At 61.5% G+C, this 15,179-nt stretch carries 8 protein-coding genes; 3 read left to right on the forward strand and 5 right to left on the reverse strand.

Annotated elements, in window-relative coordinates:
• The first annotated feature begins 651 nt into the window (after positions 1 to 651).
• From sigG to H8699_RS09875, 3 genes are all read left to right on the forward strand, one after another.
• Positions 652 to 1,419 (forward strand): RNA polymerase sporulation sigma factor SigG, encoded by a 768-nt coding sequence (gene sigG, locus H8699_RS09865; RefSeq protein WP_249285550.1) that lies wholly within the window; start codon positions 652 to 654, stop codon positions 1,417 to 1,419.
• A 639-nt stretch (positions 1,420 to 2,058) separates the two neighbouring features.
• Entirely contained in the window at positions 2,059 to 2,784 is a 726-nt protein-coding gene (locus H8699_RS09870; RefSeq protein WP_249285551.1) for an RraA family protein, read from the forward strand.
• Positions 2,785 to 2,957: 173 nt separating this feature from the next.
• The gene (locus H8699_RS09875; RefSeq protein ID WP_249285552.1) at positions 2,958 to 3,899 is read left to right on the forward strand and encodes a hypothetical protein; all 942 of its coding nucleotides are present in this window, start codon (positions 2,958 to 2,960) and stop codon (positions 3,897 to 3,899) included.
• Positions 3,900 to 4,884: 985 nt separating this feature from the next.
• Here H8699_RS09875 and H8699_RS09880 read toward each other — a convergent pair.
• From H8699_RS09880 to H8699_RS09900, 5 genes are all read right to left on the reverse strand, one after another.
• The gene (locus H8699_RS09880) at positions 4,885 to 5,478 is read right to left on the reverse strand and encodes a cytidylate kinase-like family protein (protein ID WP_249285553.1); all 594 of its coding nucleotides are present in this window, start codon (positions 5,476 to 5,478) and stop codon (positions 4,885 to 4,887) included.
• A 425-nt stretch (positions 5,479 to 5,903) separates the two neighbouring features.
• Complete coding sequence (locus H8699_RS09885; protein ID WP_249285554.1) at positions 5,904 to 7,766, reverse strand: ABC transporter ATP-binding protein; 1,863 nt, start codon at positions 7,764 to 7,766, stop codon at positions 5,904 to 5,906.
• A 2-nt stretch (positions 7,767 to 7,768) separates the two neighbouring features.
• The gene (locus H8699_RS09890; protein ID WP_249285555.1) at positions 7,769 to 10,084 is read right to left on the reverse strand and encodes an ABC transporter ATP-binding protein; all 2,316 of its coding nucleotides are present in this window, start codon (positions 10,082 to 10,084) and stop codon (positions 7,769 to 7,771) included.
• 1,811 nt (positions 10,085 to 11,895) lie between these two features.
• Positions 11,896 to 12,426 (reverse strand): MarR family winged helix-turn-helix transcriptional regulator, encoded by a 531-nt coding sequence (locus tag H8699_RS09895; protein WP_249285556.1) that lies wholly within the window; start codon positions 12,424 to 12,426, stop codon positions 11,896 to 11,898.
• Positions 12,427 to 13,594: 1,168 nt separating this feature from the next.
• Complete coding sequence (locus tag H8699_RS09900; RefSeq protein WP_249285557.1) at positions 13,595 to 14,746, reverse strand: Gfo/Idh/MocA family protein; 1,152 nt, start codon at positions 14,744 to 14,746, stop codon at positions 13,595 to 13,597.
• Between the last annotated feature and the right edge of the window lie 433 nt (positions 14,747 to 15,179).

Genomic DNA, 15,179 nt, shown 5'->3' on the forward strand with positions numbered 1-15,179 from the left:
CTCAGCCTGCCGGAGGGAGAGATGCTCCCACACCGCCGCCCTTTTAACCGCTTAATCTTTTTCCTTTTTCACACGCCCGCGCCCGCCAAAGGCTATACCGGCCTATCGCCCCTCTTTCCGCTCTCTCTCCTCGCCTCCCTCTGATGAGGGCGGTGGCAGGCACAGCCTGCCGGAGGGAGAGATGCTCCCGCACTGTCGCCCTTCTAACCGCTCCGGCTCTCGCGCATTTCCGCCCCCAACACCCACCAATGACCATACCGGCCTACTCCGCTCTTCCTCCGCCCCTCTCGCCTCCCTCTGATGAGGGAGGTGGCAGGCTCAGCCTGCCGGAGGGAGAGATGCTCCCGCGCTGTCGCCCTCTTAACCGCCCAAACTTCGCGCATTTCCATGCCTCTCCGCGCTCGTCATTTGCTTTATTCCATTGCTTCTCTCCTCACTCCCGCACCGCCGCCCTTTTAACCGCTCAATCTTTTCCCTTTTTCACACACCCGCCAATGGCCATATTGGTCTGCTCCCGCTCTCGCGCCTCTCCGCGCCGCGCCCCAAGTCCGACTAAATTCGCACCCCGCGCGCCCCGCCCGCGCCCGTATAAATCCCCGGTCCCAAGGCTATGCTAAATTCGGAACACATCAAACGACGGGGGGAATTCCTTTGATTAATAAAGTTGAAATATGCGGCGTGGATACGTCCAAGCTGCCGGTGCTTACCAACGAGGAGATGCGCGCGCTCTTCCCCAAGATCCACGCGGGGGACAACGCCGCCCGGGAGACCTTTATCCGCGGCAACCTGCGCCTGGTGCTCAGCGTCATCCAACGCTTTAATAACCGGGGGGAAAATGTGGACGACCTGTTCCAGGTGGGCTGCATGGGGTTGATCAAGGCCATCGATAATTTTGATACCACCCTGGGCGTGCGCTTTTCCACCTATGCCGTGCCCATGATCATCGGGGAGATCCGCCGTTACCTGCGGGATAACAACGCCATCCGCGTCAGCCGCTCCCTGCGGGATACGGCCTATAAAGCCCTGCAGGCCCGGGAAAAGCTGACCAACGCCTCCGGCAAGGACCCCACCGTGGCAGAGATCGCCAAGGAGATGGACCTGCCCCGGGAGGACGTGGTCTTTGCCCTGGACGCCATTGCCGAGCCGGTCTCCCTGTTTGAGCCCATCTATCACGACGGCGGGGACGCCCTGTACGTCATGGATCAGGTGCAGGGCGACGACAGCGACGAGCAGTGGGTGGAGCAGATCGCCCTGCGCCAGGCCATGAGCCGCTTGAACGACCGGGAGCGCAAGATCCTCACCCTGCGCTTTTTCGAGGGCAAGACCCAGATGGAAGTGGCCGGGGAGATCGGCATCTCCCAGGCCCAGGTCTCCCGCCTGGAAAAGGGCGCCCTGGAGCGCATGAAAAAGCAGATCTAAGGGCTGTTGCCCCTTTAATCGCTCTTGGCTTCTGCGCGTTCCATGCACTTACGCCCGCCAACGGCCTGTCATTCCGAGCGCAGCGAGGAATCTCTTAGCAACCGCTTGGTTTCGCTTGTGCCTCAGCCGTACCGGTCAAGCAACACGCCTCTATCAACGCCTTAGATTCTTCGCTCCAGGGCTGCCGCCCTCTTAACCGCTCTTGGCTTTCGTGCGTTCCATGCACTTACGCCCGCCAGTGGCCCTATATGCCTACCCCTCTCTTTCCTCTCCCCCCTCGCCTCCCTCTGATGAGGGAGGTGGCAGGCCTAGCCTGCCAGAGGGAGAGATGCCCCTAAATTCTTCGCTCCGGGCTAACCGCTCTTGGCTTCTGCGCGTTCCATACACTTACGCCCGCCAACAGCCTGTCATTCCGAGCGCAGCGAGGAATCTCTTGACGACCCCTTAGCTTAGCCTATATCACATCATTGTGCAAAAGCCCCCCCTCCCATTCCCTCCGCGCTCCCCGCTTCTCCCCCCCACGCATACCGCTTTGCCGTAGCCATTTGCCCCTCCCCCTGACTTTCCCCCGCCATCCGCCCCTTCCCGTGCTATAATAAAGAAAAAACCGCCCGGCGGTTTGGAAGGAGCGCTGCAACCATGAAAAATGCCTGCCCACAGGAGCTGGCGCTGCTCGAGCAGCTGAAAGCCTACGACACCCCCTCGGTCACCAACGTGGTGGCCACCTACCCGGAGGACAAGGAGAACTGCCTGGGCCTTTACCACCCCTGGCAGGGCCAGTGGTACACCGACGAGCGCCTGCGCTGCATGTATCCGGAGCTGGGCCGCCGCGCCGGCTTTGCGGTCACCTGCGTGTACGGCCTGCCCGACCCGGGCTTTACCCGCCTCTCCTTTGGGGATCTGCTGCGCGCGGTGGATGCGGCCCCCGGCCCGGCGGTGGTGATCGTCAAACAGAACTTCCCCCAGGAGATCAAGCGCAAAAACGGCCTGCTGGGCGGCAATATGATGACGGCGCTGCGCTCTGCCGGCGCGGTGGGGGTGATCAGCGACGGCCCCTCCCGGGATGTGGACGAGGTGCGCGCGCTGGGGCTGCACTACATGCTCACCGGCGTCGCCCCCGGCCACGGCCCCTTTGCCCTGCAGGCCGTCAACGTGCCGGTGGAGGTGTGCTCCATGGCCGTCTCCCCCGGGGAGATCGTCCACCTGGATGAAAACGGCGCGGTCAAGTTCCCCCGCCAGGCCCTGGGGGATGTGGCCCTGCGCCTGGAGCGCCTGGCCAAGGTCGAGGCGCGCCGCCAGCAAATGCTGCGCGAGACCTCGGATGTGGAGCAGCTTGCCCGCATCATGGCCGGCCTGTACGATTAAAAAGCGTATTTTTCGCCCAAATCCCGTAAAGCCGCCCCTTTCCCTTGCATGAGGACAAGTTGGCCCTACATATGAATTTACAAAATATGTTTTTTATACGGCCCCGCGCTGTATAAGCCCCATTTTATGCGGGAATAGTATATACAAACAAACTGCAAGGGAGATGACGGGAGATGACCTCATTTGAGGCGACGGCGGCAGCCCAGGCCCACGTAGGCTGGACCCAGGCGGAGACCGACCTTTTGCGCGCCCGCGCGGCGCAGATTCTGCAGGAGGGGCGGCCCCTGCGCGAAGTATTTGAAGAGATCGCCCGCAAGACCGGGCGCAAGAGCGGCAGCGTGCGCAATTATTACTATGCGGCTATCCGCCCCCAGCTGCGTCGGGAGATGGCCCTGCCCGGCGGGGCTAACGGCGCCCACGGGCCCTTTGTGCCCTTTACGGGCGAGGAGATACGCGATCTTTTGCGCGCCGTGCTGATGGCGGTGGGCCGGGGCGCATCGGTGCGCCAGGCCACCATGGAGCTGGCCGGCGGGGATAAGACCCGCATGCTGCGCTACCAGAATAAGTATAGAAGTCTTTTGCGCTCTCACCCCGCGCTGGTGGGCGAGGTGGTGGCCGAGCTGCGGGAGCAGGGCGTCCCCGTCAAGGATCCCTTTGCCGGCAAAGCGCCCCTGCCCCAGGCAGAGTCTGCGCCGGACGAGGCGGCCGCCTCCGCGCCCGAGTGGGACGAGGCGGAGCTGGCCAGCGCCCTTTCGCGCATCTTCAGCCTGCTGCGCGGGCAAAACGGCCCCGGGGTGATGGCCCTGGTCATGGGCCTGGAGGATCTGGCCTCCCGCGCCGCCCGGGCGGGTTCCTGGCGCAAGCGCCTGGAGCAGTTTGACGCCCTCTCCGCCCGGCACGACCTGCTGGCCGTGCGCCTGCAACAGACCCAGCAGGAGCTGGAGGCCGCCAACGGCCAGCTAGAGGCCCTGCGCCAGGCCCAGCAAAGCCTCTCGCCCCTGGTGGAGCTGAACCGGGATTTCCTCCAGCAGGGCACCGCAGGGGACCTTAATACCCTCAACGCCTATATGCTGCGCTTAAACCAATGCCTGGAGGGCAGCGGCCTGCTGCAATAGCGCGCCTTTTTCAGTCCTAACCAAAGGCCCGGATGGAATTCCATCCGGGCCTTTTTTATGCTCCCGGGGCTTACGCCCTCTTAGCCGCTCAAACTTCTGCGCATTGCCATGCGTCCACTCCCGCCAATGGCTTTTCTATCCATCCTCACTCCGCTCCGGGGCTATCGCCCCCTTTTCCACTCAAGGGGACAGGTTCGCTGCATACTTTGTTCACCCGCCAACAGCTTTTCTTCTCATTCAAACGAACTTCCCGGGGCTTACGCCCTTTTAACCGCTCAAACTTCTGCGCATTGCCATGCGTCCACTCCCGCCAATAGCTCTATCTCTCTGTCATTCCGAGCGCAGGCGAGGAATCTCCTTACGCCCTCTCGGCCCTGCCCGCACCGCGCTGTCTTTAGTCCAGTCATCCCAACTGCCAACGCCCGAGATTCTTCGCTCCAGCTTCGCTTACGCTCTGAATGACAGGGATTTCGCCCTTTTAACCGCTCATGGGGATAGGTTCGCTGCATACTTTGTTCACCCGCCAACAGCTTTTCTTCTCATTCAAACGAACTTCCCGGGGCTTACGCCCTTTTAACCGCTCATGGGGACAGGCTTTAACCCACACTTCTTCGCCCGCCAATGGCTTCATCTCTATTCCAAATGGGCCTCCGCTCCCGGGCTTGCGCCCTTTTAACCGCTCAAGCTCCTGCGCATTGCCATGCGACCACTCCCGCCAATAGCTTTTCCCTCTGTCATTCCGAGCGCAGCGAGGAATCTCCTTACGCCCTCTCGGCCCTTTCCACACCACGCCGCTTAGGTTAAATGCCCACGCCCTAGCTGCTTTGGTTCTCCTCTTTATCTTGCCTCCCTCTGACGAGGGAGGTGGCGCGCCTTTAGGCGCGCCGGAGGGAGAGATGCCCCCGAACAAAAACCCATAGATTTTTGCTCAGGGGAAGAATTAAGGCTTAATGCGAGGTAGGTAGTGCGTTAGGGAACGAATGGACTAGGTCAAGAGCGCGCGGATAGCCTTGACGCAGCCGTCCAGCCCCAGCAGGCCGCTGTCCAGCATCATGTGGTATTCGCCCGCGTCGTCCCAGCCCCGCCCGGCGTAGTAATGATAGTAGGCCGCCCGGGCCTTATCGTACTTTTTCAAGGTGGATTCCGCCCGTTCCTCGGGCACGCCATACACCCTTACGGCCCGCTCCCGCCGCACGTCCCGCGCCGCGTGGATAAACACCCGCAGCACATCCCGCCGCCCGCGCAAGATGGCGCCTGCCCGCCGGCCGATGATCACGCAGCCGCCCTTATCCCCCAGCCCGCGGATCACCCGTGCCTCGGCGTCCTGCACCTCCTCGCCCCGCAGAGCGTTTTCCAGCCCATAGGCGCTGGCCACCGCCATGCGGACGTAGGTGCGCAGGGTAGGGGGCGCCTCGTCCTGTCCGGCCAGGTTCTCTACCTCCCGGCCCAGTTCCTGGGCTGCCAGCGCCAGCACCTCGCTGCCGTAATAAGGCCAGCCCAGCGCTTCGGCCAGCCGCGCGGCCACCTCCCGGCCGCCGCTGGCATACTCGCGCTCAATCGTCACGCAATTATATCTCATTGATATGACCTTCTTTCCTGGAGGCTTGCGCCCTCTTTGCCGCTCCTACTTCTGCATGTTTCTATGCGTCCACTCCCGCCAATGGCTTTTCTGTCTGTCATTCCGAGCGCAGCGAGGAATCTCCTTACGCCCTCTCGGCCCTTTCCACACCACGCCGCTTAGGTTAAGTGCCCACGCCCTAGCTGCTTTGGTTCTCCTCTTTATCTTGCCTCCCTCTGACGAGGGAGGTGGCAGGCGCAGCCTGACGGTGGGAGAGATTCCACGCCTGCTAAGCAGTGGTGGGCGTTTACCGCCCCACAGCTTAGGGCAAAGCCCTCACGCGGCTGTCCTGCCCGCACCGCCGCAACTTAAGAAAAAGCCCTTCGCGCCCCGCATGTCCGCACCGCATCCTCCACGGTCAAGCGCCCGCTTTCCTTTTTGCCCCGCTACGACACCTTCTCAAACTGGCTCATGTACAGGTCAGCATAGAAGCCGCCCTTGGCGATCAGCTCGTCATGGGTGCCCTGCTCGACGATGTCCCCATCCTTCATGCAAAGGATCAGGTCCGCGTTGCGGATGGTACTAAGCCTGTGGGCGATGATAAAGCTGGTGCGGCCCCGGACCAGATTGTCCATAGCCTTTTGGATCTGCACCTCCGTGCGGGTATCCACCGAGCTTGTCGCCTCGTCCAAGATCAGCACCGGCCGGTCGGCCAGTATCGCCCGGGCGATGGTCAGCAGCTGCTTTTGCCCCTGGGATACGTTGCCCGCCTCCTCGCCCAGCTCCATCTGGTAACCGCCGGGCTGCGTCATAATAAAGTGGTGGGCGTGGGCCGCCTTGGCCGCGGCGATCACCTCTTCATCCGTGGCGTCCAGCCGCCCGTAGCGGATGTTCTCCATGATCGTGCCCTTAAACAGCCAGGTATCCTGCAGCACCATGCCAAAGGCGCCCCGCAGCTCGTGGCGGTCAAAGTCGCGGATGTCGTGCCCGTCTAAGGATATCTTGCCGCCGGTCACGTCGTAGTAGCGCATCAGCAGCTTGACCATGGTGGTCTTGCCCGCGCCGGTGGGGCCTACAATGGCGATCTTCTGCCCGGCGCGCACGTCCGCGTTAAAGTCTTTGACGATGATCTTGTCCGGGTCGTACCCAAAGCGCACGTGGTTAAACTGCACGTTGCCCTGCACGTCCTTCAAGCGCACGGGGTTCTCCGGCGCAGCCGCCTCTTCTTCCTCGTCCAAAAAGGCGAACACCCGCTCGGCTGCCGCCGCCATGGACTGGAGCATGTTGGTGATCTGGGCGATCTGCTGGATGGGGTTGGTAAAGTTGCGCACGTACTGGATAAAGGCCTGAATGTCGCCGATGGTGATGGCCCCCTGGATGGCGAAAAACGCCCCCGAGATGGCCACCGCCACGTACCCCAGGTTGCCCACAAACACCATGATGGGGTGCATCAGCCCGCTTAAAAACTGGCTCTTCCAGGCGCTTTGGTACAGCACTTCGTTGGTCTTGTGGAACTGCTCGCGCACCGCGCCCTCCTGGTTAAACGCCCGCACGATCTCGTGCCCGGCGTACACCTCCTCCACCTGGCCGTTGATGTGGCCCAGGTACTCCTGCTGGGTGCGGAAGTGCTTCTGGCTCTTTTTCACCACCGCGCCGATGAACCCCAAGGAGATGGGGAGGATCACAAGGGTGATCAGCGTCATCAGCGGGCTTATCGTCAGCATCATCACGATCACGCCCAGCATGGTGGCCACCGATGTGATCAGCTGGGTCACGCTCTGGTTTAAGCCGTTGCCCAGGGTGTCCACATCGTTGGTGATGCGGGATAGCACCTCGCCATAGGTGCGGGTCTCAAAGTACTTCATGGGCATCCGGCCGATCTTCTCGGTCAGCTCCCGCCGCAGCCGGTAGCACAGCTTTTGGGTCACCCCGGTCATCACATAGCCCTGCACAAAGCTGAACAGGGCGCTCACCCCGTACAGCCCCAGCACCCAGAGCAGGATGGTGCCGATGGCCCCAAAGTCGATGCCGCCGGTGCCCTGTATCTTGGCCATCAGCCCGTTTGCCAGCTCCGTGGTGGCGTTGCCCATGATCTTGGGGCCGATGATGGAGAATACCGTAGAGCCGATGGCAAACAGCGCCACCACCCCCACCGCGATCTTGTAGCGGCCGATATAGGCCAGCAGTTTTTTGATAGTGCCCTTAAAATCCTTGGCCTTTTCGCCGCTGCCCATGGGGCCGTGGCCGCCCATAGGCCCCCGGGGCCGTCCCGCCGGCCGCCCTTCGGGCGCGTATTGCTTTTTCGTCATGCTTATTCACCCGCCTTTCCGTAATCTTCTCCCAGCTCTTCAGGCGATAGCTGGGATTGGGCGATCTGCCGGTAGGTCTCACAGTTTTTCAGCAGCTCGCCATGCCGCCCCTTGCCTACCAGTCGTCCTTCGTCCAGCACCAGGATCTGGTCGGCATACAAAATCGTGGAGATGCGCTGGGCCACGATCAGCACCGTGGCGTCCTTCACCTTGGGCCCTAAAGCTCTACGCAGCGCGGTATCGGTCTTAAAGTCCAGGGCCGAAAAGCTGTCGTCAAAGATGTACACCTTCGGGTCCTTGGCAATCGCCCGGGCGATGGAGAGCCGCTGGCGCTGCCCGCCGGAAACGTTGCTGCCGCCCTGGGCGATGGGGCTATCGTACCCTTCGGCCTTTTCGGCGATAAAGTCCGTGGCCTGGGCGATGGCCGCCGCCTCCTCCATGGTCCCCTGTCCGGCATCCGGCGCGCCGTAGAGGATGTTGCTCTCAATGGTGCCCGAGAACAGCACGCCCTTTTGGGGCACCAGCCCCACCGCCGCCCGCAACGAGCTTTGGGTGAGCTGGCGCACATCCACCCCGTCCAGGGTGATCTGCCCGTCCGTCACGTCAAAGAAGCGGGGGATCAGGTTAATTAAGGTGGATTTGCCGCTGCCCGTGGAGCCGATGATGGCCGTGGTCTGCCCGGGCTGGGCGGTAAAGTCGATATCCTGCAGGGTGTACCCCTCCGCCCCCGGGTACTTAAAGTCCACATGGTGGAAGGCCACAACGCCCTTGGGGTCTTTTAAGTCCACGGCGTTTTCGCTGTCGTAAATGGAGGGCTTGGTGTTCACCACCTCGTCGATGCGCTCGGCCGCCACCGCCGCCCGGGGCAGCATGATGGAGATCATGCAGATCATCAGGAAGCTCATCACGATCTGCATCGTGTAAGTGATAAACGCCGTCATGGTGCCCACCTCTAAGGTGCCCGCGTCGATGCCGCCCGCCGCCGTCCAGACGATCAGCACGCTGATCCCGTTCATGATCAGCATCATGATCGGCATCATAAAGGTCATCGTCCGGTTGGTGAACAGCATGGTCTTTGTCAGGTTGCGGTTGGCCCCGTCAAAGCGCTCCTCCTCCACCTTTTCCCGTCCAAAGGCGCGGATCACGTTTAGGCCGGTCAAGATCTCCCGGGCCACCAGGTTCACTTTATCCACCAGCACCTGCATCAGCTTGAACTTGGGCATGGCCACCGCCATCAAAAAGGCGACCAGCGCCACGATGGCCAGCACCGCCACGCCGATGATCCATTCCATCCCCGCCCCGGTCCGCAAGACCATAAAGATGCCGCCGATGGCCAGCAACGGCGCGTACAGCACCATCCTAAGGATCATGGTGGAGACCATCTGAATCTGCTGGATGTCGTTGGTGGAGCGGGTGATCAGCGACGCGGTGGAGAACTTGTTGATCTCCGCCGAGCTAAAGCCCACCACGTTGTTGAACACCTTCTCGCGCAGGTCGCGCCCCACGCCCGCGCCCACCCGGCTGGCCAAAAGCCCGGCCAGCACCGCGGCCGCCGCCATCCCCAATGTGATGGCCAGCATCAGTCCGCCCGTGCGCCACAGGTAGCCGCTCTGGATGTCCGCTAAGGAAAGCCCCACGGCCTCGTACTCGGTCTTGGTAAAGTTCACCGCCGTGGAGTGGATCAGGCTCTCGCCCATGGCGGCCATCTGCGCCTCCACCTCCTCGCGGATGGCAGTCAGGTCAAAGCCTTGCGCGCCCTGCGGCGGGGTTTGCCCCGCGTTCGGCATACCGTTTTCCCCGCCGGGCTGGTTCTGCGCGGCGTCCGGGGCCTGCGCGCCCTCTGGCGGAGTTTGCGGCATCTGCCCCGCGCCTTCCCCGGCCTGTGTTCCATCCGGGGCCTGTGCCGGGTTGCCGCCCTGCTGGGCCATGGCCGCCTGCATCTGGGCCAGCTGGCCCTCGTCCATCTGTTCGAGCATCGCGCCCATCAAAATGGGGGTGGTAAACTGCTCGTCTAACGCCTCCATGTCCTTAGCCGCATCCTCGGTCAGGTGGTAGTAGCCGTCCTCCCCCACCGTATAGGATGCCTGCCAGGCCTGCTTTTCATCCTCGGTCATCAGCAGCTGCAGCCCCTCAAAGCTCTCCTGGCGCATCACCGTGGGCGTGGCGTACTCCACGCCGCTGTTCTGTATGCCCACGTCGATGATCTTTGAGGTGTAGTTGGGCAAGCTCAGGTCGCACACCGCTTGCACCAGCAGCAGCACCACAATGGCCACCACCGCCTTCCAGTACGGCTTCATATTCCGCAATATCTTGATCAAACCTTCATCCTCCTTCTTTGGGGGGACTTCGTCCCTCTTAGCCGCTCTATCTGAAGCGTAAAGCCTTCACTTGCAAGGCACGCCAATAGCTTTGCTTTCTCTCCACATCTACGCTCGCGGGGACTTTGTCCCCCTTAGCCGCTCCAAGTATTACAAGGCACCCCAGCCTCCACGCCCGCCAACGGTTTTGCTTTTTCTCCACATCTCCACTTGTAGGGACTTCGCCCCTCTTAGCCGCTCTATCTGAAGCGTAAAGCCTTCACTTGTAAAGCCCGCCATAGGCTTCTTGTTCTCGAGCTTCTCTCTCAGGGGGGACTTTGTCCCCCTTAGCCTCTCTATCTGAAGCGTAAAGCCTTAACTTGTAAAGCCCGCCAGCGGCTTTGCTTTTTTCTCCACATCTCCACTTGTGAGGACTTCGTCCCTCTTAGCCGCTTTATCTAAAGCGTAGCACCCTCACTTGTAAAGCCCGCCAGTAGCTTTGCTTTTTCTCCACATCTACGCTCGCGGGGCTTTCGCCCCCCCTTAGCCGCTCTATCTGAAGCGTAAAGCCTTCACACACCCTCTGTTCACTGTGGGCTCGCGCTTCGTTCCTTCCGTCACTCGCCCTTGCCACACGTTCACAGCGCACTGCACTCGCTGCATCCGCCACTGGCGGCGCTCGCTCCGTGCTCCCGCCAGCAGCTTCACCCTTCAAACCGTCATTCAGAGCGAGGCTTGCCGAGCGAAGAATCTCTTTACACCCTCTTAGCCCAGCCCTACCTTCTCCGCCAGGACAAAGTGCCCTTTTCTCCCCGCTCCGCCCATCCGCTCGCCCCTTGCCTCCCTCGTTTGAGGGAGGTGGCAGGCGCAGCCTGACGGAGGGAGTAGGGGCTTTCGTCCCTCTTAACCGCTCTATCTAAAGCGTAAAGCCTTAACTTGCAAGGCCCGCCATAGGCTTCTTGTTCTCGAGCTTCTCTCTCAGGGGGAGCTTCGCCCCTCTTGGCCGCTCTATCTAAAGCGTAAAGCCTTCACTTGTAAGGCACGCCAGTAGCTTTGCTTTCTCTCCACATCTCCGCCCATCCTCTCGCCCCTTGCCTCCCTCGTTTGAGGGAGGGGGCAGGCGCAGCCTGACGGAGGGAGTAGGGGCTTTCGCCCCTCTTGGCCGCTCTATCTGAAGCGTAAAGCCTTCACTTGCAAGGCACGCCAGTAGCTTCACCCTTCAAACCGTCATTCAGAGCGAGGCTTGCCGAGCGAAGAATCTCCTTACACCCTCTTAGCCCCTGCCCTACCTTCTCCGCCAGGGCAAAGTGCCTTCCGCTCCCCGCTCCGCTCATCCGCTTTCCCCTTGCCTCCCTCGTTTGAGGGAGGTGGCAGGCGCAGCCTGACGGAGGGAGTAGGGGTTTTCGTCCCCTTCAGCCGCTCTATCTGAAGCGTAAAGCCCTCACATACCCTCTGTTCACTGTGGGCTCGCGCTTCGTTCCTTCCGTCACTCGCCCTTGCCACACGTTCACAGAGCACTGCACTCGCTGCATCCGCCACTGGCGGCGCTCGCTCCGTGCTCCCGCCAGCAGCTTCACCCTTCAAACCGTCATTCAGAGCGAGGCTTGCCGAGCGAAGAATCTCTTTACACCCGCTTAGCCCAGCCCTACCTTCTCCGCCAGGGCAAAGTGCCTTCCGCTCCCCGCCCCGCCCATCCTCTCGCCCCTTGCCTCCCTCGTTTGAGGGAGGGGACCGCCGAAAAGGCGGTGGTGGGCGTTCTCATCCCGGCAAAAGCGATCCCCGTTCTTCTCCGCGCGCAGCTTTTGCCATTTTTCTGCGGGGAGGCCACCTGCCTATCCGCGTCCGTGCCGCTCCAACCCCGCCCGGCGCACCCCGTGCCCCGGCCCGGGCCGCATCCGCTCGTCCAGGCCCTGCTCCTGGCGCACCCGCTCCATCTCCTCACAAAAGCCCTGGTACAGCTTTTGGAAGATGCGGTAAAACTCATCCAGCTCCCCGGGTTCCAGGTGGGCCACCGCCCGCTGCATAAATGCCTTGATGCGCGCCAGATCCTGCGCCATGGCCTCGTGCCCCAGCGGGGTGATCTTCAGGTACCCGCCCCGCCGGTCGCGCTCCACAGTCACCGCCTCCAGGTATCCCTTTTCCCGCAGATGCCGTACCGAGCGGCTCACCGCCGGCGGAGAGATCGTCAGCCGCCTGGCAATGCCCGACACGCTGCACCCCTGCTCCCCCTGCTCCTTTTCGATCTCCTTGATGGTCTTTAGCACCATCATCTCCCCTTGGGGGATCAGCCGCAGCGCCTCCGCCAGGTTCAGCTGCCGGAACCGGTGCATGGTCCTGAACCACCTGTCCTCCTGCGTTGGCATGCCTTCGCCTCCTTTAGCGTTTTGCGCTCGTCCTATCGTCCTGCCCTGCAGCCCTTGCCGGGCCCGCCACATTCGCGCCATATTTTAACCATGTTAATTATCAGCATGCTAATAATTAACTATGTTAAATATTCTATGCCCTTCCTCCGCGTTTGTCAACGCGCCGTCTGTGAACAGTTTGTGAATTCTCGGGGCTATCGCCCCCTGTTCCGCTCACGGGTTCCAGGCTCGTCAAGCACTCGCTCCCGCCATGAGCTTATTCACAGGTAGCCGCAGCGCACTCGGCGCTATCGCCCTTATAACCGCTCACAGCCTTCCAAATCAGCCAAACTTCCCCAGCCCGCCAAGGGCCTTATCCGTCTGCCATCCCAAGCAGCGCGAGGAATCTCTTGACAACCGCTTGTCCCTGCCTTGCCCTCTTGCGCAGGTCAAGTGCTCCGCACTTCCCCGCTTTGGCAATTTCGCCTGCTTCCTCGCCTCCCTCTGTCGAGGGAGGTGGCGTCCCTTGGGGGACGCCGGAGGGAGAGTCGCCTACCCTCGCCGTCGCCGGGCAAAGCATGTAAGCTACTCCATCTCACCCGTTTGCGCAACCCGCGCCCAGCCCGTCCAACTGCCAACGCAATAGATTCTTCGCTGCAGCTTCGCTTCCGCTCTGAATGACAGGGGGCTATCGCCCCCCTGTTCCGCTCACAGCCTTCCAAATCAGCCAAGCTTCCCCAACCCGCCAAGGGCCTTATCCGTCTGCCATTCCAAGCAGGGCTGTCGCCCCTTCATCCGCTCACGGCCTTCCAAATTAGCCAAGCTTCCCCAGCCCGCCAATAGCCTTATCCGTCTGCCATTCCCACCAGGGCTGCCACCCTATAACCGCTCACGGCCTTCCAAATCAGCCAAACTTCCCCGGCCCGCCAAGGGACTTGCAAGAACTATCATCCCCGCCCCCTTCATCCGCTCCAACAGCCCGCCTTTATTGGCCGTTTTCGCCCGCCATGGGCTTGACCTATCCCCTCTAGCCGCACGCGCTCCCGTGCGTCCCCTCGCTCCGCACTCCCGCCATAATCTTTACTTTATTATCATCCCCACCAGGGCTTTCCCCCATCCCTCCACTCGCCCGGGCACGCAAAAGCCCCCGCCAAAAATGGCGGGGGCCGCATGCAGGTCTGTTTTTTGTTTACACCTCGGGAATCTGAATTTCCACTTCGTGGCCGGCTTCGGCCGAGTCCTTAATGCCGCAGATGATGGCCTGGTTGTACAGGATCTGGCTGGAGGGTACCGGCGGCTTGCCGTTTGTCTTGATCGCATCCAGGAAGGAGCGGATCTTCTTATCAAACAGGCCCGGGCCCTCGTTTTCGATCACGGGGATAATGGTCTCCACCTGGCTGCCCGCCAGCTCGTAGTACAGCGTCATCGGCCCGCCCACCGTGCCGTTCCAGCACTCGGTGGAGGGGATGCGCAGCGACCCCTTCTTGCCCATGATGATGGTATCCCCCGGGGTATCCAGGTGCATGGCCCAGGCGATGCGGAAGTCTAAAATAATGCCGCCCTCAAGGCGGATAAAGGCCGCCGCAAAGTCGTCCACATTAAAGCGGCTGGCGTTCTCCGGGGCCGAATACTCGTAGCTGGTGCCGAAAAAGTCGGAGGTGTAGCCCGTCACCGTTAGGGGCTTGGGATAGCCGATGGCGTTGAGCACCATGTCCAGCGAGTAGCAGCCAATATCGCCCAACGCGCCGATGCCCGCGGTCTTTTGCTCGATAAACGTGGAGTTGGGGATGCCCCTGCGCCGTCCGCCGCCGGTCTGGATGTAGTACACCTCGCCCAACGCGCCGGATTCCACGATCTTTTTGATCATCTTCATGTTCTCGTCCAGCCGGGGCTGGAAGCCGATGGACAGCAGCTTGCCGCTCTTTTTCTCCGCGCGGATGATGGCCGCCGCCTCCTCCATGGTCACGCACATGGGTTTTTCCAGCAGCACGTTCACCCCGTGCTCCAGCGCGTCAATGGTGCACTCCGCATGGGTGGTGTTGTAGGTACAAACGCTGACCGCGTCCAGCTGCTCGTTTTCCAGCATCTCGTGGTGGTTTTTGTACAGGCGCACGTTTTCCACGCCGTAATCTTTAAAGAAGGCCTCCGCCTTGCCGTCGATCAGGTCCGCGCCCGCCACAATATCCACATCCGGCATGCGCAGGTAACTCTCGATATGGGATTCCGCGATCCAGCCCGTGCCGATGATGCCCACCTTGAGCCTGCGCTCAGGGTCGATCACCTGCTGGGGTTTCTTTTTCTGTTGGAACTGGTTCAATACCTCGTCGCCAATTGCCGCCATCTTCATCTCTCCTTTATCCGGTTGTGCCCCGCCAAAAGGCGGGCCCTTGACCTTTATTATACACCCTTGACACCGTGGAAACTACCCCTATTTCGCCCCGGGATGTAAATTTTCCCTCATACCGCTTCGCCCGCCAGCGGCTTTCCTCTCTCCCCTTGCCTCCCTCTTTGAGGGAGGCGGCAGGCCCTGCCTGCCGGAGGGAGTTTCTCTGAAGCTGGGCTCGCCCCCCCCTCATTCCGCTCCTTGCTCTCGCCATTGCCCCTTCTTCCCTCGCCCGCCAGCGGCTTTACCTCTTTGTCATTCCGAGCGTGAGCGAGGAATCTCGTTACAACCTCTCGCCTGCGGCCTGCATCCTCGCAGTCCTGATAAAGCGCCTCTTTCCAGCTACGCCATCAGATTCTTCACTCCGGCTTCGCCTTCGTTCTGAATGACA

Origin of the sequence: Luoshenia tenuis (assembly GCF_014384745.1) — a bacterium.
Classification (GTDB): Bacteria; Bacillota; Clostridia; order Christensenellales.